Here is a 22,672-nt window from a genome sequence, read left to right as displayed (position 1 = left end):
TCCTAGCCGCTGCCCAGAAGGCCATGGAGATCATGAGCCAGGTGGCTAACCAGGTCTCCCTCGGCACCCTCGAGACCACCCTCTTGACCCAATTCGACACCATCGAGCGCCTAGCCGGCTCCATCCCTGGCCCCATCCTCGGCGGCGAACCCATGGTCGTCACCGGCGCCACTACCGCTACCGTGTCCTGGAATACCGACAAGAACTCGAACAGCATGGTCTCCTACGCAGCTGAGGGCAGCTACCTCGCCGGCAAGTACATCCAATCAGTCGGCGAAGCCAATGACTTCACCAAGAACCACCAGGTCAAGATATCCGGCTTGAAGCCCAACACCACATATCACTACCAGCTCCGGAGCAAGGCCCCGATCGGTCCCGAGTCCAAATCCAAGGACTTCAGCTTCACTACTCGGGAAGAGACGCTCGAGATCGTCAACAGCTCAAGCGAGGTCGTCTCCGCCCAGGAGGCTCTCTTCCGCTGGGCCACCAACATCGAATCGACCGGCCAGCTAGTCATCACCCCCTACCGCTCCGGCAAGCTGGCCGTGGAAGAGGGGCAGACCATCGACGACCCCGCACGTTCCACCCGCCACGAAGCCCGGGTCAAGGATATCGAAGCCGGCGTCCTCTACAAAGTGGCCATGAAGTCGATCGACGACAAGAAGCGCACAGCCGAGGAGATCATCGACCCCTTCACCACCTCCAAGGACGACCTGCCTCCGGCTATCACCAACGTCCAGACCGAGTCGGCCCTCTCCCAGGGCAAGCAGCTGAAAGTCCAGACCATCGTCTCCTGGCAGACCAACGAGCCGACCATCGGCCAGGTCCAATATATCAAGGGCGTGGTCACCGACGACAAGGAGTTCCCGGACAAGACTCCAGCCGAGACTACCTACTCAAGAAAGCACGTGGCCGTGGTCACCAAGTTCGACTCCGGCCAGGTCTACACCTTCCGCATCACCGCCACCGACTCTTCGGGCAACACCGTCACCTCCAAGATCTACACTATCCTCACCCCCAAGCAGAAGGAATCGGTCTTCCAGCTGATCCTTAAGAACTTCGAGGACATCTTCGGTTGGGTCGGGAAGGTGGGGAATTAACATTCATTATTGCATAGAGGCAAAGCAACTGGTTGCTTTGCCTCTATTTTTTCTTTACAATGAAGTTGCTTATGAAGAATACTTACAAAATTATCGATTCGCATGCCCATGTGAATTTCAACGCCTACAAGGATGATGCCGAGGCGGTGCTTGAGCGCGCTTTCGCGGCCGGTATCGGCGTGATCAATGTCGGGTCGCAGCTCTCGACCAGCCAGCGTGCCGTGGACATGGCGAATAGCCACGAGAGCGGCATCTGGGCAGTAGTCGGGGTGCATCCGCTCCACCTGAGGCCGCAGACTTTGAGTTATCAGGATGATGACGAGCTTGAACCGGTCGAAATCAAGACTAATGGCGAAGAGCCGGATTATGCCCAGTATGCGGCCATGGCCGAAGAGGCTAAGGTCGTGGCCATCGGTGAGGTCGGCTTGGATTATCACCACTTCGAAGATGGCGACGACGTAGAGGCGCTAAAAGCCAAGCAGAAAGAAGTCCTGATCAAGTTCATCGAGATCGCCAATCAGGCGGACAAGCCGGTTGCTTTGCATTGTTGGGATGGCTATTCTGACTTGCTGGAGATATTGGTTAAGCATCCGGTAAAGCGAGCCGGCGTGGTCCATAGCTTTATCGGCGGCTACAAGACGGCTAAGAAATTTATCGAACTAGGCTACGTCATCGGCTTGAACGGCGTCATTACTTATGCTGATAGCTTTGATCGTTTGGTAAGGGAGGTAGATTTAGAGCATATGATATTAGAAACCGATTGCCCATACCTCTCGCCGGCACCGAACAAGGGCGAGCGCAACGAGCCGACCGGGGTTATCGCGGTGGCAATAAAAATTGCGGCTATTAAAAATATTTCGGTTGATGAAGTAGTTGCGATAACAACGAATAATTCTAAAACACTTTTCAGGATATAAAAAGCTCCGACAGTTTTTTAGCCGGAGCCTAGGTCGCCAATTGTATCACATTTTAACGCCAGATTTCTTTTGCCCTTTTTATTAGAGCTTCTAAAATTTGGGCTATTAGGTCCATATTATTTTTCTCGAACGTATTGAGGATTAACATAAGCTTGATCGTATCCCTGGCTTCAGCTACTTCGTTCCCTGACATTTGGGAGATGTTGCTTTTTAAGCTATTTAAACTAGCCTGGGCCAAACTTTGTTTTATTAATTCTGCAAAATTTGGGTTTTCGCTCATTACGTATTCCATATTATCTTCCTCCTGTATTGGCGTTGATGTGTAAAATGAGCAACTTTTTTATAAAGTAACATATTTTTACTTTTTTGTCAATAATTTATGCTTAAAAGTCTTATTTTTAGTGAAATTATTGACTTTTTTGGTAAAATAGGTAAGAATTAGAGGTGGAAAATTCCAAAATGTCAGATACGAGCAAACAACAAGCTCCATGGTGGCAACCGGGCTTGATTTTATTTTTAAAACTGAACGGCTGGATTGTTGCGCCGGTAGTGGTTGCTATCATTATCGGCAAATGGCTTGATGGCCGGTTAGGGACCGCTCCTTGGGTCATGGTGGCTTCGATCATCATCGCCTTTTCGTTGTCCGTTTTCGGAATTACACGGCAAGGCCTCAAGGCCATGAATAGCCAGGACGAAAAAAACAATAAAGATAATAAGAACGATTAAATATTTATGACTGAAGCAACGACCAATAATCAGGCCGAGGCCGCACCGCAAGAGGGCGGAGAGATTATCCACGAATCCACCATCTTTGCCGAACCGGTAGCGCACATCGGAAGTTTCACTATTACCAACTCATTAATCATGAGCTGGGTCACCGTCCTGGTCCTGGTTGTCGGCTTCATTCTCGTCGGTCGACGTCTGCGCCAAACCCCCAAGGGTCTGCAGAATGTTTTTGAAATCTTGCTCGAAGAGGCTTTGAATCTGGCCGATATGGTTACGGGCAGCCGTAAAAAGACAGAGCGCTTCTTACCGATTACGTTGGCGCTCTTTTTGTTTATCTTGGTCAATAATTGGCTAGGCCTCCTGCCTGGCGTCGGCACGATCGGCATGGTTGAGACTCACGGCACCGAAAGGATTTTCGTGCCGTTTCTGCGTGGCGGAACCGCCGACCTGAACCTTACCCTGGCCATCGCCCTGTTCGCCGTCGTCATGTCCCACATCATGGGCGTGGTAATGGTCGGAGCTTGGGGCCATTTCAATAAGTTCATCAACATCAACGCGTTCAAAGATATGCTGAAGAAGGTCCGCAAGGAACCGATGGTCCTAATCGTCAATCCGATCAAGATATTTGTCAGCTTGATCGAGTTGGTGGGCGAGTTCGCCAAAGTGGCCTCCTTGTCACTGCGGCTTTTCGGCAACATCTTTGCCGGCGAGGTGCTGTTGGCGACCATGATGAGCTTGATGGCTTTTTTCCTGCCATTGCCGTTCATGTTTCTGGAGATGATCGTCGGCGTGGTCCAAGCATTGGTCTTCGCGGTCCTAACCCTGGCTTTCATGTCGATCGCCGCCACCCACGAAGAACATTAAATAGAGATTAATTAATAATCATAAACCGCTGATCACCCATAGAGAGATGAGAAGCGGTTGTAAGAAAAACCTATGGAATTGACAATGATTGCAAAGGCCCTGTCTATCGGACTCGGTTCGATCGGCACCGGCATCGGCATCGGCATGATCGGCGCTAAGGCTATGGAATCGATCGGCCGCAACCCGGAATCTGCCGGCAAGCTGTTCGTGCCTATGCTTCTGATGGCCGCTTTTACCGAAGCTATCGCCATTTACGCCCTGGTTATTGCTTTTACTATCAAATAGTAGCTTTAGACCTAGCCCGCACCCGCGGGCTATCCTAAATTTATTATTTACAAATTGAATCAACTCTATGGGAGAAATAGTTTCCACATTCCATTTGGACATCAAATTGATTTTGGCCCAGCTGGTCAACTTCTTCATCATCTTGGGCGTGATGTACAAGTTCGCTTACAGGCCGACCCTGAAAATGCTGAACGACCGCAGCGAGAAGATCGCCAAGAGCCTGGAGCAGGCCAAGGAAATCGAGACCAAATTGGTCAGCACCGAAGAAGATCGCCGTTCAGTGATCGCCGAGGCTCGCAAAGAAGCGACCGCGATCGTAGAGAAGTCCAGGCTGGCAGCCGAAGAGCGCCGTGAAGAGATGATTGCCAAAGCCAAAGAAGAAATCGGCCAGATCATCGACCAGGAAAAGGAGAAGATCCGCGCTGAAAAGGGCGAAGCTTTGAAGGCTATCCGCACCGAAGTGGCCGAACTGGTTACGCTGGCAGTAGAAAAGGTGCTGGCAGAAAAGATGACCAAGAAAGAGGACAAGGAATTGATCAAGAAAATCGTAAAGGAAGACAAGTAATATGAAAGCTAGCGCCAAACAATACGCCAATGCCTTGTATCAATCGACGGTCGAGGCCAGCAAGAAGGAACTGCCGGAAATCATCGAGCAATTCGTCTTGACGCTGCGCAAGAACAACGCCATTGGCAAGGTTGATGATATTATGGCCGAGTTCAGCAAGCTTTGGAATGCCGGGCAGGATTTGGTCGAGGTGGAGGCGATAACGGCCCAGGAAGCTGACAGCGAAACCAAACATGCGCTCGAGGCGTATGCCAAGGAGGTCACTGGAGCCAAGAAAGTCGAGCTGAATCATCGGGTGTCCCCGGAAATCATCGCCGGATTCGTACTGCGGGCGGGTGACCAGGTCTTCGATGCCAGCGCAGCGACCAAACTCAAACAGCTGAAGCGCGAGATTATCGGTTAATGAAATATGATTATAAATATCTAAAAATAGTAAGTCTATGAGCAACAATACGAAAGACTTCATTGTCGAGCAAATCAAACAGCAGATTTCAAATTTCAAAGCAGAGACCGCCAAAGAGATGGTGGGTAAGGTGGTCGAAGTCGGTGACGGCATCGCCCGTATCTCCGGCTTGTCCGAGGTTATGGCCGCGGAAATGGTTGAGTTCTCCAACGGAGAGTTCGGCGTAGCCTTGAACCTGGAAGAGGATCGCGTCGGCGCCATGGTTATGGGCGATTACAAATCCATCAAGGAAGGCGATGAGGTCAAATCGACCGGCAAGATCCTTTCCATTCCGGTCTCTGACAAGATGATCGGACGCGTCATTAATCCGCTCGGCATCGCTGTCGACGGCAAAGGAGACATCAAGGGCGAGAAGCTCTACCCGGTTGAGAAGATTGCCCCAGGCGTCATCACCCGCAAATCCGTCCATCAGCCGGTCCAGACCGGCATCAAGGCTATCGATGCCATGATTCCGATTGGCCGCGGCCAGCGCGAATTGATCATCGGCGACCGCCAGACCGGCAAGACCGCTATCGCTATCGATACTATCATCAATCAGAAGGGTCAGAATATGAAGTGCATCTACGTGGCGATCGGCCAGAAGGAGTCGAAGATCGCCCGCATCGTCAACGAGCTCGAGAAGCGCGGTGCCATGGAGTATACTACCGTCGTGGTGGCTGGTGCTTCGGACCCGGCTTCACTGTCATACATCGCTCCATACTCCGGCTGCGCCTTAGGTGAATATTTCATGGATCGCGGCGAGGACGTTTTGGTCGTCTTCGACGACTTGTCCCGCCATGCCTGGGCTTACCGCCAGGTATCGCTGATCTTGCGCCGACCTCCAGGACGCGAGGCCTATCCGGGCGACGTCTTCTATTTGCACTCCCGCTTGTTGGAACGCTCAGCTAAATTGAACGAGGATTTCGGCGGCGGCTCGATGACCGCTCTGCCGATCATCGAAACTCAGGCTGGCGACGTCTCGGCCTATATCCCGACCAATGTTATTTCCATCACTGACGGCCAGATTTTCTTGGAATCAGATTTGTTCTATAAGGGTATCCGCCCGGCCTTGAACGTCGGCATCTCGGTTTCCCGCGTCGGTTCATCCGCCCAGATCAAAGCCATGAAAAAGGTGGCCGGCAAACTGCGCCTCGACTTGGCTCAGTTCCGTGAGCTCGAAGCCTTCGCTCAATTCGGTTCTGACTTGGACGAGAAGACCCGCGCCCAGATCGAGCGCGGCCGTCGCACCGTAGAAATCCTGAAGCAGGGCCAGTACGAGCCGATGGCAGTCGAGCACCAGGTGGCTATCATTTACGCCCTGACCAACGGTTTTGTCGATGACGTAGCTGTGACCGAATTGCGCAAATGGGAGAACGAGTTCCATAAGTATCTGGACAACCAGGGCGCAGCCATCAAGCTGATCGCCGAGAAGAAGGAGCTGTCTGAAGACGTTGTCGCAGCTTTGGAGAAGGAAATCAAAGAGTTTAAAGAAACACAAAGCATGTAGCATGTAGCATGTAGCAATTTATTTTGTTACACATTACACGCTGCAAGCCCAATGATATATGCCAAGCGGAAAAGACATCCGTCGAAGAATAAAATCGATCAATAGCACCAAGAAAATCACTCGTGCCATGGAAATGGTTTCGGCTGCGAAGATGCGCCGGGCCGTGCAGAGCGTTTTGGGCATCCGCCCCTACGCCCATGCTGCCTGGAGCGTCCTGACCAACTTGGCCCGGGCTTTTGAAAGCTACCAACAGGGGTTTTTGGAAGTACGCGAAGTCAGGAAGGTCCTGGTTGTTTTGGTGACCTCGAACCGCGGACTGTGCGGCTCGTTCAATTCTCAGCTCTACAAGAAACTGCGCGACGAGATCGCTAGCCCGGAAAATCTGAAGACAAACCGCTTAGGCAAGAAAAAGATAGAATCAAAGATCGCTGACGGCGAACTGCAGATCGATTGCATCACCGTCGGCAAGAAAGGCGAGAATATGGCCAAAAAGCTTGGCCGCGAGATTATCGCCGCTTTTCCCGAACTGATCATGGCGCCGACCGTCGAGCAGATCAAGCCATTGTCCAAGATCGTCATGGAAGAATACCTGGCCAAGAATTATGACAAGGTCGTGGTGGTCTATACTGATTACGTTTCGACCGTGACCCAGAAGACCAAAATCCGCCAAGTCCTGCCGATTTCCAAAGTAGATTTGGAAAAGCAGATCGCCGAAATCGATGAACTGGCCAAAGAGCTGGGCATCGATGCCCCTAAGGTAGAGTATAAGATCGAGCCGAGCGCACCTGAGGTGCTTGAATATATTTTCCCCCGTTTGATCGAGATGCAGCTGTATCATGCCATTCTGGAATCGAATGCTTCCGAGCATTCGGCTCGCATGATGTCCATGCGCAGCGCCACTGATGCCGCCGGCGAAATGTCATCCGACCTGACCTTGATGTATAATCAGATCCGCCAAGGCAAGATTACCCAGGAAATCGCCGAAATCAGCGCCGGCCGTGCCGCCCTGGAAAACTAAAAAAAGACCGCTCAGGAGAGCGGCCGGATAGGTTTCCAGTCATAGTTCGGCATCGGCTCACGGTAGCTGATGAAAATCCGCTTGCCATGGATGAAGAGGCGGACGGGCTGGCAAAGGAGCCAGACCAAACCGAGGACGAAATAGTGGATGGCATAGGAAAGAGCAGTGAGGATGTAACCGGCCAGCGGGGCAAAGACGACGATCGAACTGATGGCGACGAAGAGACTGAGTGCTGCGACGAAACGTTTGGCCTTTTTCATGGGCACCTCCTGGCAGATTAATAACGAGCGATAGCGATTCGAATAATTAATTAATGATATAAATAAGCGAAACAGTCAAGAACCCGAGCGAGCTTAACCGCATGATAAATCTAGGGCTCTTGCAAGAAAAACATATGAATAAAGGAAAAATCTCCCAAATTATCGGTCCGGTCGTCGATGTGGAGTTTGCCGACCAGCTGCCTGAAATCTATCATGCTTTGGAAATCAAATTGCCGAACGATGAGGTATTGGTCCTTGAAGCTCACCAGCATCTGGGCGGCAACAAAGTTCGGGCAGTGGCCATGGGCGCTACCGATGGCTTGAGGCGCAATCTCGAAGTCTTTGATACCGGTGCTCCTATCAAGGTGCCGGTCGGCCAGGAGACTTTGGGCCGCATGTTCAACCTCCTGGGCGCGCCGATCGACGGCAAGCCGCAGGCAGATGTGAAGCAATACTCCCCGATCCATCGTCCAGCACCTAAATTCAAGGATCAGGCCACCGAGGCTGAGATCTTCGAGACCGGAATCAAAGTTATCGACTTGATCTGCCCCTTCGTCAAAGGCGGCAAGGTCGGCTTGTTCGGCGGCGCTGGCGTGGGCAAGACCGTGGTTATCCAGGAGCTGATCCGCAACATCGCTCAGGAGCACGGCGGTTTCTCTGTTTTCGCCGGTGTCGGCGAACGCACCCGTGAGGGCAATGACCTTTACCATGAAATGAAAGAGTCGGGCGTTTTGGATAAGACCACCCTGGTGTTCGGCCAGATGAATGAACCGCCTGGAGCTCGCCAGCGCGTCGCTTTGTCAGCCTTGACTATGGCGGAGTACTTCCGTGACGTAGAACAGAAAGACGTTTTGTTATTCGTTGATAATATCTTCCGCTTCACCCAGGCCGGTTCTGAAGTGTCGGCTCTCTTGGGCCGCATCCCGTCCGCTGTGGGTTACCAGCCGACCTTGGCTGAGGAAATGGGTCAGCTGCAGGAACGCATCACTTCGACCAAGGACGGTTCGATCACTTCGGTGCAGGCAGTGTATGTGCCGGCTGACGACTTGACCGACCCGGCTCCGGCCACCACTTTCGGCCATCTTGACTCGACTGTCGTGCTTTCGCGCGGTTTGTCCGAGCTTGGCATCTATCCGGCTGTCGATCCGCTCGACTCCAGCTCGACCATCTTGGATCCGAATATTGTCGGAGAAGAGCACTATACTGTCGCCCGCCGCGTGCAGAGCGTTTTGCAGCGCTACAAGGACTTGCAGGATATCATCGCCATTTTGGGCATGGAAGAATTGTCCGACGAGGACAAGGTGGCCGTGGCCCGCGCCCGTAAGATCCAGAAATATCTGTCGCAGCCGTTCTTCGTGGCTGAGCAGTTTACCGGCGCCCCGGGCAAGTACGTCAAATTGTCCGATACTATCCGCAGCTTCAAGATGATCCTTGACGGCGAACTCGACGAGGTGCCGGAGCAGGACTTCTATATGAAAGGCGGTATCGAGGACGTTTTGAAAGCAGCTGGAAAATAACCAACCAACATGTCGGAATCAACTATAAAATTCAAGATCGTCACACCGGAGCGTACAGTGTACGAAGACCAGGTCAGCCAGGCCACCTTGCCGGTAGTTAACGGCCAGATTACTGTCTTGCCGAACCATCGCTCATACATCGCAGCTCTGAAATCAGGGGAAATCCTTCTGAAAAAGGACGACGAGGAGGTGAGCATGGCTGTTTCCGGCGGATTCATCGAGTTCAATAATAATGAACTCGTGGTTTTGGCTGATACGGCCGAAGCCGCAGCCGAAATCGATCTGCAGCGCGCCGAAGCGGCCCGCCAGCGCGCTGAGGAATTGAAGAAAGAGAAAGTTACCATGGGCGAGATGGAATACGCTCGTGTGGCGGCGGCGATTGAAAAGGAACTGGCCCGCATCAAGGTGGCCAAGAAGCATCACACCCGTCATGGGATGAAGTTGAATTAATTAAAATAAACAAATATATGAACCACAACAATCTCGAATCAGAACAGAGTCTTGTTCCTGCCCATGAACACCATGAGCACGAGCATTCACCGGAGGTGGATAGGCTGTGGGAAGAGTCGAACCGCAATGAGATTGTTGCCGGCTTTATCGAGGGCAAAGAAGTCGATGAAGTAGTCGCCCCCGAAGAACTGGAAAAGGCCTTCGCTGAAGTGCCTTGCTGCCTGGGCTGCTCCGATGGCCGCATCCACGACATCCGTCTCGGACGCGCGGGTATGGGTATCGTGGCCGGAGTCAGTGAGACTGTAGAGTCGATCAAGAAACTCCACAAGGAAGGCAAGATCAAAGAGAATTTTACGATCACTAGCCATACCGGATGCGGCGCGGCCAAGATCGTTTGCAATCAGCTGATCGAGCAGGGTAAACTGCCAGCCGATACCGAGCCGGATAGCTTGGGAGTGAAATTTGCCCATGACGTCGTCAAAGGGCTCTGGGCCGAAGGCATCAAGGCCGGCTACCATCATATTGAAGGCGACAAGATGGATAAGCATCACGATGAACGGGCCATCTATTTCGACGGCACTGGCAAGCTGAATATCGAGACTTTGGTTAAGAAGGATGGAAAAAAGGTATTCCCGCGCGGTTTTATCTTCTCCGCCCTTGATTTCAGCGACAAGGCCACCGAAACCGAGCTTAAGGCTCTTTGTGGCATCGCCTTGGGCGATCATGGTTTCGGCCATCGCTTTACTATCGATACCCCATTTTATATCGTAATCACCACGGAAAGTAAGCAGAAAAAAGAGAGATATACCGAAATAGCTGAAAAAGTAGCTAAGAATTTCCATGGCCGGGTCAGGGTGAAGGCTTATGTCCCATCCGGCATTTCTATTGACAAATAGTAATTTTCATACTATAGTAAAAAGTCGTGTATTATGCATGGCTTTTTAGTTTTCGTCCTTTAGACAAAATCAATCCAAACGGACAATGAATATTGTCCGAACTTTCAATGGGAGGGTAACATGAGGAGCAAACTTGTTCAGGATCTAATCGGCATCAACAGGAAATATTCGACTTTGTTCGACAGCCCGAACGCCAAATCTGATCGCGCGTTCTACCGCAGTATGGAGAATTACCACAAGATTATCACCCAGTGTATGGACGGCCGTCCGAATTTCGCCAAGGCGACACAAGCGCCACTCGGTGTCTTCCAGTCATTCCGAAACCTCGGTGGCGCCTTTGATCTCCAGTGGGAGAAGTTCGATCAGGCAATTTTCCGTTCCTACAAGTATCACCTGGAAGAAGAGCGCAAAGGCAGCATGATTCTTTTGAATTACCACTTTTCCAGAGGCGATGTACATCGAGGCTGCGCCGGTTTCTGCTATGACACCGATGCTGCCATCCGTTCGATGGTCGCGCTGAAGGAGCAGTTCGAGCGTGTCTATGGCGATTGCACCGAGGCTATTATCCCCATATTGGTCGGATTCGAAACCGATGAGAACGCGCTGATTTTTCACGGTGATGTCGGTGAACCGCTCAATCTGGCGAATGTCCAGATTCAGGACGAGGAAGAGCTCAAGCTTTATCTCATGTCTGAGCTACGCAAGATTTTCCCCAAAAGGCCCAAGGGAGCATTGAAAGATATGCGCCACATGGCCATGAAGAACATTGAGTGTATCAATGAGACCAGACTGGCAAATCGTCCGATCCTCGACCTTAACCACAAAGAATGGATTCTGGCGTTGGGCCGGGGCCTCGACTGGTTCTATGAGCCGAACGCCGCTCTGATCATCGGCATGTATTCGGATGAGCCGGAGGAACCGATTAAAAAAGCGGCCGGAATCATCGAGGAAAACATGAACAAGGGTAGGATACTCAAGAAGGATGGCTTCGTCCTCCTGGCCTCCGCTGCGTATGGCGTCGAGAACGGCTCGACATTCACGAGAGCCAAGGAACGGGCGAGCGGTTACCGCGAATTGGCGACCAGGATCATCAAGGCTAATTACCCGGATATTTTCGAGTATATGCATCCAGTGACAGCCGTCACGAACCTTGATAATCGTCTTTTTCAGATCATTGAATGATGCGTAAAGCATGAAGTGCGAGTGGACTCCGGTCCACTCATTTTTTTTGGCAAAAATATCTTGACAACCCCTGGCCGCGTGCTAAAATAGTAGGGCACTTAGCACTTGTATGATATGAGTGCTAATTAATTTTAAGCTAATAATTAAATAAAATTATGAACGTCAAACCTCTTTCTGACTACCTGGTAGTCAAGACGGTCACCGAAGAAGTGACCAAGTCAGGCATCGTTTTGCCGGATACCGTTTCCAAAGAAAGGCCTCAGCAAGGCGAGGTCATCGCTGCCGGCGAGGGCAAGATTCTTGAGTCAGGCCAGCGCGCACCCATGGGCGTCAAGGTCGGAGACAAAGTGATGTTCCGGGGCTACCCGCAAGAAGTTAAAATCGAGGGGGAAGAATATCTCATCATCAAAGAGTCAGACGTAGTAGCAATTATCAATTAATCAAACACATATGGCGAAACAGATAATTTTTGACGAAAAGGCGCGAGCCGCATTGAAGAACGGCGTGGACCAACTGGCCAACGCTGTCAAAGTCACCCTCGGTCCCAAGGGCCGCAATGTGGTGATCGACAAGACCTATGGTGCTCCGATCATCACCAAGGACGGTGTGACCGTGGCCAAGGAAATCGAGCTCGAAGACAAGTTTGAGAATATCGGAGCTGAAATCATCAAGGAGGTCGCTTCCAAGACTAATGACGCCGCTGGCGACGGTACCACCACCGCCACCGTCCTGGCCCAGGCCATGATTGCTGAGGGCTTGAAACTGGTTTCGGCCGGCGTCAGCCCGATCGGAATTAAGGCTGAGATGGAGCAGAAGGTGGCCGAGATTGTGGCTGAATTAAAGAAGATGAGCAAGACCATCTCGACGACTGAAGAGATGGCCCAAGTCGCTTCCATTTCCGCCAACGACAAGGATTTGGGCGGCAAGATTGCCGAGGCCATGGCTAAGGTCGGCAAGGAAGGCGTAGTTACCGTCGAGGAAGGCCAGTCGTTCGGCGTCGAGGTCGAATCGGTTGACGGCATGCAGTTCGACAAGGGCTATATTTCCCACTATATGGTGACCGACACCGAGAAGATGCGCGCCGAGTTCCAGGATTCATACGTCTTGATTACTGACAAGAAGATCAGCTCGGTCCAAGAGATTTTGCCTTTACTGGAAAAATTGCTAGCTCAGGGCAAGAAGGATCTAGTAATCATCGCTGATGATATCGAGGGCGAGGCTTTGGCTACTTTCGTGGTCAACAAGCTCAGAGGTATCTTCAATGTCTTGGCTATCAAGGCGCCGGGCTTCGGTGATCGCCGCAGCTCAATGCTCGAAGATATTGCTATTCTGACCGGCGGCCGCGTCATCACTGAGACTGTCGGTTTGAAGTTGGAGAATGCCGCCATCGAGGATTTGGGTCGTGCCCGCAAAGTCTCTTCGACCAAGGAGAACACCACCATCGTCGATGGCCAGGGCGACGAAGCGGCTATCAAATCCCGCATCGAGCAGATTAAGAAAGAATTAGCCAATAGCGATTCCGATTATGACAAAGAAAAGCTGCAGGAGCGCTTGGCCAAGCTGGCTGGCGGCGTCGCCGTCATCAAGGTCGGTGCGGCCACCGAGACTGAGATGAAAGAGAAGAAGGATCGCATCGAGGACGCCTTGAATGCCACCCGCGCGGCCGTCGAAGAGGGTATCGTCCCTGGCGGCGGCCTGGCCTTGCCGGTCGCCGGGCAGGCGATTGCCAACCTGACTGAAAATCGTGTCACGACCGCCGGTGCCAGGATTATTGAGAATGCTATTTTGGAGCCGATCAAGCAGATTGCGGCCAACGCCGGACGTGACGGTTCGATCGTCCTCTATGAAATCATGACCGCCCACAAGGCAGGCAAGACCAATGTCGGCTATAATGCAGCAACTAATGTTTTTGAAGACATGATCGCTGCCGGCGTGGTCGACCCGACCAAGGTGGTCCGCTCAGCGCTCGAGCACGCAGCCTCAGCGGCGGCTATGTTCCTGACCACCGAGGCGGTCATCACCGACAAACCAGAAGAAAAGGGACAGGGTCATGGCGGCGGCATGCCGAACATGGGCATGGGCGGCGGCATGGGGATGATGTAGTAAGGAAAGCTATTTCCTCTCAGCTGGTATTTAAGTTAATATCAAACTCCAGATTTTTATAAGACTAAGGTTTAAGTTCTAAAGACTAAAAATTGTAAATTTAGTCTTTGGCTTTTAGGCCTTAGTCTTTTGGTTTACAAATATTAGCAATCAATTATAATATAGATATGTCACTCAACAAGATTCCAGAAATAAATATCAGCACCAAAACCATGTTCAAAGTGGTCGGTGTCGGTATTTTAGTCTATTTTCTCTATTTCGTCAGGGACATCCTGATGATTCTGTTCATTTCCTTGGTCCTGGCCAGTGCGGTCGATCCTTGGGTGGATTGGCTGCAAAAAAGAAAAATACCCCGCTCACTCGGCATTATTTTGATCTATTTAGCCTTGTTTTTTATCTTAGGTTCGGCGGTTTATATGATTACCCCGCCCATTGCCAAGGAAATAGGCGCCTTTTCGCAGAATTACCCGCATTATCAGGAACGGTTGACCCAATTGTTCGATAGCATCAAGGATTTTTCGGTCAAGGCTGGTATCTCGGACACCCTCACCAGCAACCTCAACTCATTCAACTCCAATCTTTCAGGTGCGGCGGGCAATATCTTCGGCTTCGTCTTCAGCATCTTCGGTGGCATTTTCTCGACCATCTTGGTTTTGGTCATCACTTTTTATATGACAGTTGAGGAGAATGCCATCAAGCGTCTGGTCTGGTTGATTACCCCCGAGAGGAACCAGCAGTATGTCCTCGACTTGGTCAACCGGATGCAGAAAAAGATCGGGTTATGGTTGCGCGGACAATTGATTTTGTGCTTGATTATTTTCTTCATGGTTTGGCCGGGCTTGACCATTATGAAGGTTAATTATGCTTTGGTTCTGGCCTTGATTGCAGGAATCAGTGAGGCTATTCCGTATATCGGCCCGACCCTGGGTGCCGTACCGGCTATTTTCTTGGCGTTTACCCAGTCACCAATCTTGGCGGTGTTCGTCGCAATCTTCTTTTATATTACGCAGCTGATAGAGAATAATATCCTGGTGCCGAAAATCATGCAGAAGACCATCGGGTTAAACCCCATCATCAGTATCGTAGTCTTCATGATCGGCTTCAATGTCGGCGGCATTCCGGGAGCGATCCTGTCTATTCCCGTGGCTGCGGCCATCAGCGTCTTTATCGGCGATGTCTTGACGCGACGCAAGGGTGAACGGTCCGAGCCGGATTTTGAATAAACAAGAGAATGTTATAATAAAAAAACATCCGAAATTTCGGATGTTTTTATTTTGATGTGATGGTTATTCGCGCCTCACAGGCTTGCCGTCGCAAGCCTGTTCGTTGTCCTGGGCAGCGCAGAAGTGATTCCCATCACTTCTGCGGCGCTCTCTGCGATGTTGCTCTGCTGAGCAACATCTTGCTCGCTGCTGCCCGTTCGAGTCCCATTCCAAAATACAAAAATAATAGCGCCCCTTTGAAGGGGCGCTATTATTTTTGTGCCTAGGGAGGGACTCGAACGGGGCGGAAGCCCCTTCACTTATCATTCCTAAAGACTTTGTAAAAAAAGTTGGTTTTTCAAATCACTCGTTTTGTGGTTATCGGCCCATCTCAAGGGAAGTTTCTCGCCTTCCCAAAACGCAAAAATAAAAATGCCCCCGTTGGGACATTTTCATTTTTGTGCCTAGGGAGGGACTCGAACCCTCAAGGGATCACTCCCACACGATTTTGAGTCGTGCGCGTTTACCAGTTTCACCACCCAGGCAAATTTTGACTCACCACCTCCGCCCAAGGCGGACAGGCAGGCTAATTTCACAAAAAAACGGGCATCTGCCAGCTTGTTTGTATTATAATAGAGGAAATTTAAATTGTCAAAGCCCTTTTTTTAGGTTATAATTAGGCTATATTTAAGCTAAAATCAAGGGATAAAAACCCTTTGTTTTGAAGTTTGGGCTAATATGGGCAAAATAATTTCAGTTGTTAACCAAAAGGGCGGAGTCGGTAAAACCACCACGGCAGTCAATTTGGGGGCTTATTTGGCGCACCTTGGCCGGCAGGTGCTTTTGGTTGATCTTGATCCGCAGGCCAACGCCACTTCTGGGCTCGGAATCGACCACAAGAATCTGGAACATGGCCTATATGAAGCCTTGTTGGGCGAAAAGGAGATTTTTGATATCATCAAACAAACGATGCAGTCCGGGTATCACGTCGCTCCGGCGACCACGTCTTTGGCTGGTGCCGGTATCGAGCTAGTCAGTATGGACGAACGTGAGTACCGATTGAAGCAGATATTGGATGAGATAAAAGACGAATATGACTATATCATTATCGATGGCCCGCCCTCGCTCGGGTTGTTGACCGTCAACAGCCTGGTTGCCTCGGATGAAGTCCTTATCCCGATCCAGAGCGAGTATTATGCTTTGGAGGGCTTGGGGCAGCTTTTGAACACCATCAATTTGGTGCAAGCCAACCTGAAGCCGGAACTAGGCATCATGGGCGCGGTCATCACTATGTTCGATAAGCGCAACCGTTTGTCCGATTCGGTCATGCAGGAGCTGTACCAATATTTTCCGAACCGTATCTTTCGTTCGGTGATACCGCGGAGCGTGCGTCTCGCCGAGTCGCCGTCTTTCGGACGCTCGATCCTGCATTATGACAAGAATTCCAAGGGTGGCAAGGCTTATGAGCGCCTGGCTAGGGAAGTAATCGGCTTAGAAAAATAATTAATAATACAAAAATATGGCTACAGGATTGGGCAGAGGGCTCGGCTCGTTGATTCCGCAGAAGATAAACAAGGTAATCACCGATACCGGCGAGACGATTGTCGCCACTACCAGCGAATCGGACAAGGATAGGATTTTGCATTTGCCGCCTAATGATGTAATGGTAAACCACCTGCAGCCGCGCAAGCAATTTTCTGAACAACAGCAGAATGAATTGGTCGAATCAATCAGGCAATATGGCATCATCCAGCCTTTGATCGTGACCAAGAAGGGCAACGGTTATGAATTGATCGCCGGCGAACGTCGTTTGCGTTCCGCTAGGATTTTGAAATTGCCGACCGTCCCGGTCATCGTACGTGAGACCAAAGAACAGGAGATGCTGGAAATCGCTTTGATCGAGAATATCCAGCGCGAAAATTTGAACCCGATTGAAACCGCCATATCCTATCAGAAACTGATGAGCGAGTTCAACCTGAGTCAGGATGACCTCTCCAAGAGATTGGGCAAGCCTCGTCCGAGCATCGCTAACACGGTTCGTCTCCTTAACCTGCCCAATGACATCCAGCAGGGGTTGATCGAAGGTAAGATAACAGAAAGTCATGCCAAACTCATTCTCGGTCTGGACACCGAAGTCAAACAGATGACGCTTTATCGCAATATCGTCCATACCGGACTGTCGGTCAACGATGCCGCCCACGAGTCGCGTAAGATGGGGGGAACTAAACAGGCCAGGGTCCAGCCCAATTTGCAGGATAGAGACAAAGAGCAGCAGCTGAGGACGGCCCTCGGGACCAAAGTGGAAATCAGGCGCAAGGCCAAAGGTGGCCAGGTTATGATCGATTTTTATAGCGATGAGGAGCTTTCAGGGTTGATGGGTAAATTAGCAAAATAGTAATTCGATAGTTGAAGCAGTCGCCAGCATGGCGACTGCTTTTATATTTGTTTGAGTATGGCACAATATGTTATAATTAATAAAATTTATCCATGTTGCAATTAGATTTTCATGCTTAAAATATTTCAATTTTTCCAAAGTAAAGTCCAGCAGACCGAATTACGGTTGGCTCAAAAGCTCGAACAGCGGCTTAACCAGCCGTATGGTTCGAGCGTTTTTTATTTTGGCATTATCGGGTTGAATATATATTTAGTTTTTTGGCAGATCGCCTTAGATGTTCTGAAATTTTTTATCGTTCTCTTCGCTGATCCAGGAAATTCATTCAACTTATTTTTTCGTCAGCGCGATTTGAGAAGCTGCCCCTTTTCTTACGCTTCCTATAAAAATATTCAAAAACAAGTCAGGATGTTCAGTCTGGCCGGGGTTGTTTCCATAGTCTTGGTCGCTGTCTCGTCTTCCCTGGTTACCAATTTGTTATTCGGAGGCAAAAACCCAACCAAGGCCGCTGCTTTCGGGTGGTCGCAGTCTAGTTGGTCTGGCGGTGCCAGCACCACCGCTAAGGCCCAGCACAAGAATCCAGACAACAAATCGGATTGGAACCTTTACAGCAGCAAAGATGTCGGCGTTACGGTTACGGGCTCCGCAAGCGGATCGATTCAGCTTTTACCAGTAATTAGCACAACTACGCAGACTTCGTTGTTGGATTTTAATGCCGGAACCAATGCTTTGACCAAGGTGGCCGGCAATGGCAATGCTGGTCGTGTGGAATTAAGCAAAAAAATTATCAAAGCCTATGGAATTTCAGGATTTGCTGGTATCGATTTTTCAGTAGCTCTTAGAGCTGATGGCACAGTGTGGACCTGGGGCTATGGTTATCACGGCGATGGCGGTAACTTGGCCCAATACAATAGCCCAAGACAAGTACCTGCTTTGACAGACGTAGTAGACTTGGCTCAAGGATTTAGCGCTACTTATGTCATGAAGAGCAACGGAGAAGTTTGGGCCTGGGGTAAGAATGATTTTTATCAATTAGCTGTCGCTGGGGCAAACGTTGATAAGTATGTTCCAACGATAACCCTGCTCCCGACCTCAACTGTAGCTCTGGCTGCCGGTAATTACTATGGACTTGCCCTGCAGTCCAATGGCGAGGTGCTGACCTGGGGTCGAAATTGCTCAGATCCAAACTGCAACGGCTACAACCCGCTTGCTCAAGGACCTATTGGCAATGTCAACGTGCCAACCCCAACAACCGTTAAAACAAGCGCCGGAGTGCCGCTGACTGGTGTCACCTCGCTGTCTGTGGCCTACAATACTGTATATACGTATTATACTCATGCTATAAGCAACGGCGAGGTTTGGACTTGGGGAACTACTGATTACGCTCAAAGATCATTCAACACAATTACGAATGCAGTTTCTGTGGTTGGAGGAAACCAGCACGCCGCCGTATTAACGGCCAGCGGGACGGTTTTTGTTGCCGGTATTAATTCATACGGAGTTAATGGTAATGGCTTAGATAACGGCAGTAGCGTGTCTTATGCCACTCCCTTTCAGGTGCCGGGCATTGTCAACGCGGTTGAAATAAAGCACGGCTTAAATCATGTCATGGCTTTGCAGGCAGGTGGGACTGTTAAGGGCTGGGGTCGTAACAATTACAACCAAATCGGCAATGGCACTACATCTAGCGTTCTGTCCCCAATCACAGTCCCGTATCTAGCTGACATTATTGAAATCGGAGGCATAGATAATTCCGTTTTTGCCGTTGCTAGTTCCGGCCAGTTATTTGCTTGGGGCAGAAACAATGCCGGTCAGCTGGGTGATAACTCTACCACGCAAAGAGCGACGGCAACACCGGTTTATAATACCGCATCTTCAACTTACAACTTCAACCTCGGCCAACCGTACGCTCCTGGTATTTATACCTCATCGGTGATAGATCTTGGACACCGTCCCCTGGCCAACACTGTCTTTCTCTCCTGGGACCAGACGCTGAATGGTGCCGGAGCCAACGCTATCCAGTTTTTGATTGCCACCAGCACATCGCCATCCGGCCCCTGGACTTATGCTGGTGTAGCCGGAGCAGCTTTAGCCGGTTGCGGCGGGGGAGGTTGCTACACGGCCAGCAGCTTCATCAGCAATTCTCTGAACGCCCAGTATATCCGCTACAAGGCCTATTTGCAAACCAGCAATCAACTGGTCACGCCGAGCCTCGATGCAATTAACTTATCAAGCAGCCACTATCCATCTTCATCCTCATTAACTTCAAGCTGGTACAATACCACCGATAGCCGCAATATAATTTCCGGTCTCAGTTGGGTTGAAGATACTGTCTTGCCAAGCGGTACTCAAGTCAAATTCCAGCTGCGTACGGCAGCCACCGACAATCCGGCGCTAGAAGATAACCAAGAATCACCATCTGCTCCCTCTGACTGGTATGGTCCAGGGAATAGCACTACGACCCACTTTACCAGCTCTTCAATTGTCTGTAATAAGAACGGTGCGACTGGCGAGGTTGTCTGCCAAATAGACAACACGGCCACCTCCACCATCGGCGATGGCATTAATGATCAATGGATGCAATACCGGGTCATACTCGAATCAGCCGGTGACTACACCCCGACTGTCGATGATGTCAATATCCAATATGTGGTTAACAACCCGCCTGAAATCGAAACCGGTAGTTTTACTGCCTTCCAGTCAACGACCACTAGCCAAGTAGAAATTAATTACGCGGTTCGTGACATGGACACGGATAGCGGCACTAGCCATCCTGGATTCGTAGATATCGGCCTAGAGTATTGGAATGGTGCAAGTTGGGTAGAGGCCTCCTCGTCGCTAATCCAACACTACGACGCTGGCTATGCCACGCTAGGCACCAGCACTATTTCTGTGGCCACCTCGACCTACACAACATATCATCTTGCCTGGACGGCCACCGCCGAAGCCGGTCTCGTTGGCCTGTACAATTCTAGCCTCCAGGTTAGAATTTCCGCTAACGATGGTGAGCCGGCTAACTTCCTTGGCGCAGCCACCACTTCCCTGGAGTTCGATGCTAAAATTCCAGTGACCGACACAGCCTCCTTTATCGTTGTCCCGGGCACAGATGAGTCGTTGTCTTCGCTTTATTTTAATTCTACCGATGACATGACGCTCGTTCTGCGTTATTCCGCTGACCCGACGAGCTATGCTAACTATACTGACGATACCGGCTGGATTAATTATTCCGCTTCAACCACCGTTGATTTCTCCGCTCGTCCAGACACCCTCTATCTCCAGTTCCGGGATACTAAAAACAACCGTTCTGCAGTTCTGGCCCGTGTCTTGCCTGCCACCCCCAAAATCACCATGATCCAGGACACCTCCAACCTCCTTGAAGGGTCGGCGGATTACCGGTTGTTCATCTCCTGGAAGCTGCCAGATGAGCCGGATTATGGCTTTGATCATTATAATGTCTACCGTTCATACGATCAGGCCAACTATACTCAGCTCGCCACCTTTACGCCACGTACTACCAATTTTTACACCGACCTCACCATGGCATCTGGCACCCCGGTCTACTATAAGGTTTCCATGACTGATCAAGTTGGCAACGTGTCTTATATTTCGAACGAGATGTGGGGCAATGCTAACGGCACGCAGGACGCTGGCGAAGGAGGAGGCGGTGCTGGCACCAAGGGTGTCCCGCCAGCCATTACCAACGTCACCTCTACGAACATCTATACCGACCAGGCGACCATCAATTGGGTGACTGATGTGGCTGCTGACTCTTTCGTTTACTACCAGCTTGCCACGGGCGGTGACCTTATAAGTTCAACTTCGATTGCCACAGCTGTCGGCATGGCTACGCTCACTAACTATGACCAGGCATATGCTGACGCCAACGGCAAAACTGGTGCATTGGGACTCCACACCGTTATTCTTTCGGGTCTGTCTCCGAACACCACGTATTATTATGCTGTCAAATCTTCTGACCCCAAAGGTGATACTGGTACGAGCACCTCTGCCATCGATGGCTACTCATTCACCACCGCTCCGGGTCCGATCATCACGCATAACGCCGCCACTGACAACGTCATCAAGAATACCTGGGCCCAATTCAACTGGGAGACCGACCAGAATTCTAATTCCTATGTCACTATCTGGCCTCAGGGCAACCCGGCTAGCTCGACCGTCATCGGCCAGAATGACTCGACACAAAATCATTCAGTGACCGTCTACGGGCTGAACCCGGGCAGCAACTATCATTATTTTCTTACCTCGGATGCAGCCAGGGATGACAATGTTGGAGCTAATTATTTATTTACCACCGCTACTGACGGCACGCCCCCGGTCATCATTAGCCTGACCGCCGTCTCGGTAGCTGAGACTACGGCCGCCATCTCTTGGTTAACGAACGAACTGGCCACCACTACCTTGCGCTACGGCACGGCCAGCGGTCTATATTCTGACTCCATTCAGTCAATCGATTGGTCGACCGGTCTGGCCACCCCGCTGAGCTCGTTAACTGCCTCGACCACCTATTTCTATCAGCTCGAGGTTGGTGATCAGAATGGAAATATTGCCACTTCAGGCGAGCAAAGCTTCACTACGCTGAGAGAGTCAGTTACTAAGGAGGCATATGACGCTTACGTTTCCTCCTCCTCTAATGAGATTTCGAACCTTCAAGGCCTGGCCAGCTCCACTGCCTCCTCGAGTCAGGCAAGCATCGATAGCCTTAATGCCCAGATTTTGAGCCTCAACGCTCAGTTGGCTAATCGTGCTAACCTCACCCCGGCTCAGGCAGCAGACCTCCAGAGCCAACTGGCAGCGGCCAACAACAAGGGAGGTGGTGGCACGCTCATCATCGACAAGACCGACAAGGTAGCACCGGTTATTTCTAATATAGCGGCTAGCAATATCAAAGCCGAGTCAGCTGAAGTGGGTTGGACTACAAATGAGAGTGCCGATGGTTTTGTCAGGTTGGTTGATAGTAATGGAGTGCAAAAAAATTATGGGAATTACGATCTCTTGGGAAGACACCAGGTCATTTTAGACAATCTGGTGCCCGAGATGAAATATGTTTACAAGGTTGCCTCAAAGGATGCTTATGGAAATTTGACCGTTTCGCCAGATCAGTCCTTCACCACCCCCTCCCTTGAAAAACAGCTGAAAGACGAAGGCAAATCTGATGCGGAGATCGCCGAACTGGTCGAACAGGCCGAGAACAAGGAAGAGAACAAGACCAACATCCTCCTGGCCGCGGC

General features: G+C 50.7%; 21 protein-coding genes and 1 tRNA gene. 19 read left to right on the top strand and 3 right to left on the bottom strand.

The window, feature by feature from the left end; genetic code table 11:
• A partial coding sequence (locus HGA34_05985; GenBank protein NTW23051.1) for a hypothetical protein occupies window positions 1-1,100 on the top strand: 1,100 nt, incomplete at its 5' end.
• 71 nt (window positions 1,101-1,171) lie between these two features.
• A complete protein-coding gene (locus HGA34_05980) occupies window positions 1,172-2,017 on the top strand; it encodes a TatD family hydrolase (protein NTW23050.1) in 846 nt (281 codons plus the stop codon).
• 52 nt (window positions 2,018-2,069) lie between these two features.
• Here the strand turns inward: HGA34_05980 and HGA34_05975 are convergent, their stop codons facing one another.
• The gene (locus HGA34_05975; protein NTW23049.1) at window positions 2,070-2,309 is read right to left on the bottom strand and encodes a hypothetical protein; all 240 of its coding nucleotides are present in this window, start codon (window positions 2,307-2,309) and stop codon (window positions 2,070-2,072) included.
• A gap of 167 nt (window positions 2,310-2,476) precedes the next feature.
• Between HGA34_05975 and HGA34_05970 the strand changes: the two genes are divergently transcribed.
• The 7 genes from HGA34_05970 (at window position 2,477) to atpG (ending at window position 7,424) form a co-directional block, all read left to right on the top strand.
• Complete coding sequence (locus HGA34_05970; protein NTW23048.1) at window positions 2,477-2,743, top strand: AtpZ/AtpI family protein; 267 nt, start codon at window positions 2,477-2,479, stop codon at window positions 2,741-2,743.
• Between the two features lie 6 nt (window positions 2,744-2,749).
• Window positions 2,750-3,607 carry a F0F1 ATP synthase subunit A gene (locus tag HGA34_05965; GenBank protein NTW23047.1) on the top strand — a complete coding sequence of 286 codons (858 nt, stop codon included), beginning with the start codon at window positions 2,750-2,752 and terminating at the stop codon, window positions 3,605-3,607.
• 72 nt (window positions 3,608-3,679) lie between these two features.
• Window positions 3,680-3,892 carry an ATP synthase F0 subunit C gene (atpE, locus tag HGA34_05960; protein NTW23046.1) on the top strand — a complete coding sequence of 71 codons (213 nt, stop codon included), beginning with the start codon at window positions 3,680-3,682 and terminating at the stop codon, window positions 3,890-3,892.
• A 67-nt stretch (window positions 3,893-3,959) separates the two neighbouring features.
• Complete coding sequence (atpF, locus tag HGA34_05955) at window positions 3,960-4,457, top strand: F0F1 ATP synthase subunit B (GenBank protein ID NTW23045.1); 498 nt, start codon at window positions 3,960-3,962, stop codon at window positions 4,455-4,457.
• Window position 4,458: 1 nt separating this feature from the next.
• Window positions 4,459-4,860, top strand: a complete 402-nt coding sequence (gene atpH, locus HGA34_05950) for an ATP synthase F1 subunit delta (protein ID NTW23044.1) — start codon at window positions 4,459-4,461, stop codon at window positions 4,858-4,860.
• 37 nt (window positions 4,861-4,897) lie between these two features.
• Window positions 4,898-6,406: a F0F1 ATP synthase subunit alpha gene (locus HGA34_05945; GenBank protein ID NTW23043.1), complete on the top strand. Its 1,509-nt coding sequence runs from the start codon at window positions 4,898-4,900 to the stop codon at window positions 6,404-6,406.
• A 58-nt stretch (window positions 6,407-6,464) separates the two neighbouring features.
• Window positions 6,465-7,424 carry an ATP synthase F1 subunit gamma gene (atpG, locus tag HGA34_05940; GenBank protein ID NTW23042.1) on the top strand — a complete coding sequence of 320 codons (960 nt, stop codon included), beginning with the start codon at window positions 6,465-6,467 and terminating at the stop codon, window positions 7,422-7,424.
• Between the two features lie 11 nt (window positions 7,425-7,435).
• Here atpG and HGA34_05935 read toward each other — a convergent pair whose 3' ends face one another.
• Window positions 7,436-7,684: a hypothetical protein gene (locus HGA34_05935; GenBank protein ID NTW23041.1), complete on the bottom strand. Its 249-nt coding sequence runs from the start codon at window positions 7,682-7,684 to the stop codon at window positions 7,436-7,438.
• A gap of 134 nt (window positions 7,685-7,818) precedes the next feature.
• On the opposite strand from HGA34_05935, the gene atpD reads away from it, so the two are divergent.
• The 7 genes from atpD (at window position 7,819) to HGA34_05900 (ending at window position 15,055) form a co-directional block, all read left to right on the top strand.
• Entirely contained in the window at window positions 7,819-9,201 is a 1,383-nt protein-coding gene (gene atpD, locus HGA34_05930) for a F0F1 ATP synthase subunit beta (GenBank protein ID NTW23040.1), read from the top strand.
• A 9-nt stretch (window positions 9,202-9,210) separates the two neighbouring features.
• Window positions 9,211-9,651: an ATP synthase F1 subunit epsilon gene (atpC, locus tag HGA34_05925; protein NTW23039.1), complete on the top strand. Its 441-nt coding sequence runs from the start codon at window positions 9,211-9,213 to the stop codon at window positions 9,649-9,651.
• 17 nt (window positions 9,652-9,668) lie between these two features.
• Window positions 9,669-10,547 carry a hypothetical protein gene (locus tag HGA34_05920; protein ID NTW23038.1) on the top strand — a complete coding sequence of 293 codons (879 nt, stop codon included), beginning with the start codon at window positions 9,669-9,671 and terminating at the stop codon, window positions 10,545-10,547.
• Window positions 10,548-10,667: 120 nt separating this feature from the next.
• Window positions 10,668-11,729, top strand: a complete 1,062-nt coding sequence (locus tag HGA34_05915; GenBank protein ID NTW23037.1) for a hypothetical protein — start codon at window positions 10,668-10,670, stop codon at window positions 11,727-11,729.
• A gap of 155 nt (window positions 11,730-11,884) precedes the next feature.
• Window positions 11,885-12,169: a co-chaperone GroES gene (locus HGA34_05910; GenBank protein NTW23036.1), complete on the top strand. Its 285-nt coding sequence runs from the start codon at window positions 11,885-11,887 to the stop codon at window positions 12,167-12,169.
• 10 nt (window positions 12,170-12,179) lie between these two features.
• Window positions 12,180-13,832 carry a chaperonin GroEL gene (gene groL, locus HGA34_05905; protein NTW23035.1) on the top strand — a complete coding sequence of 551 codons (1,653 nt, stop codon included), beginning with the start codon at window positions 12,180-12,182 and terminating at the stop codon, window positions 13,830-13,832.
• A gap of 167 nt (window positions 13,833-13,999) precedes the next feature.
• On the top strand, window positions 14,000-15,055 hold the full coding sequence (locus tag HGA34_05900) for an AI-2E family transporter (protein ID NTW23034.1): 1,056 nt from the start codon (window positions 14,000-14,002) through the stop codon (window positions 15,053-15,055).
• Between the two features lie 440 nt (window positions 15,056-15,495).
• On the opposite strand, the gene HGA34_05895 is transcribed toward HGA34_05900, so the two are convergent.
• Window positions 15,496-15,579, bottom strand: a tRNA-Leu gene (locus HGA34_05895).
• Between the two features lie 193 nt (window positions 15,580-15,772).
• Between HGA34_05895 and HGA34_05890 the strand changes: the two genes are divergently transcribed.
• From HGA34_05890 to HGA34_05880, 3 genes are all read left to right on the top strand, one after another.
• On the top strand, window positions 15,773-16,537 hold the full coding sequence (locus HGA34_05890) for a ParA family protein (protein ID NTW23033.1): 765 nt from the start codon (window positions 15,773-15,775) through the stop codon (window positions 16,535-16,537).
• 16 nt (window positions 16,538-16,553) lie between these two features.
• Window positions 16,554-17,429 carry a ParB/RepB/Spo0J family partition protein gene (locus tag HGA34_05885; protein NTW23032.1) on the top strand — a complete coding sequence of 292 codons (876 nt, stop codon included), beginning with the start codon at window positions 16,554-16,556 and terminating at the stop codon, window positions 17,427-17,429.
• A gap of 111 nt (window positions 17,430-17,540) precedes the next feature.
• A partial coding sequence (locus HGA34_05880; protein NTW23031.1) for a hypothetical protein occupies window positions 17,541-22,672 on the top strand: 5,132 nt, incomplete at its 3' end.

This window comes from Candidatus Falkowbacteria bacterium (genome assembly GCA_013336275.1).
Taxonomy (GTDB): Bacteria; Patescibacteriota; Patescibacteriia; order Patescibacteriales; family GWE2-39-37; genus JAAXUA01.
The sequence above is the reverse complement of the archived record's forward strand: the minus strand, read 5'-3'. Positions and strand labels throughout refer to the sequence as shown.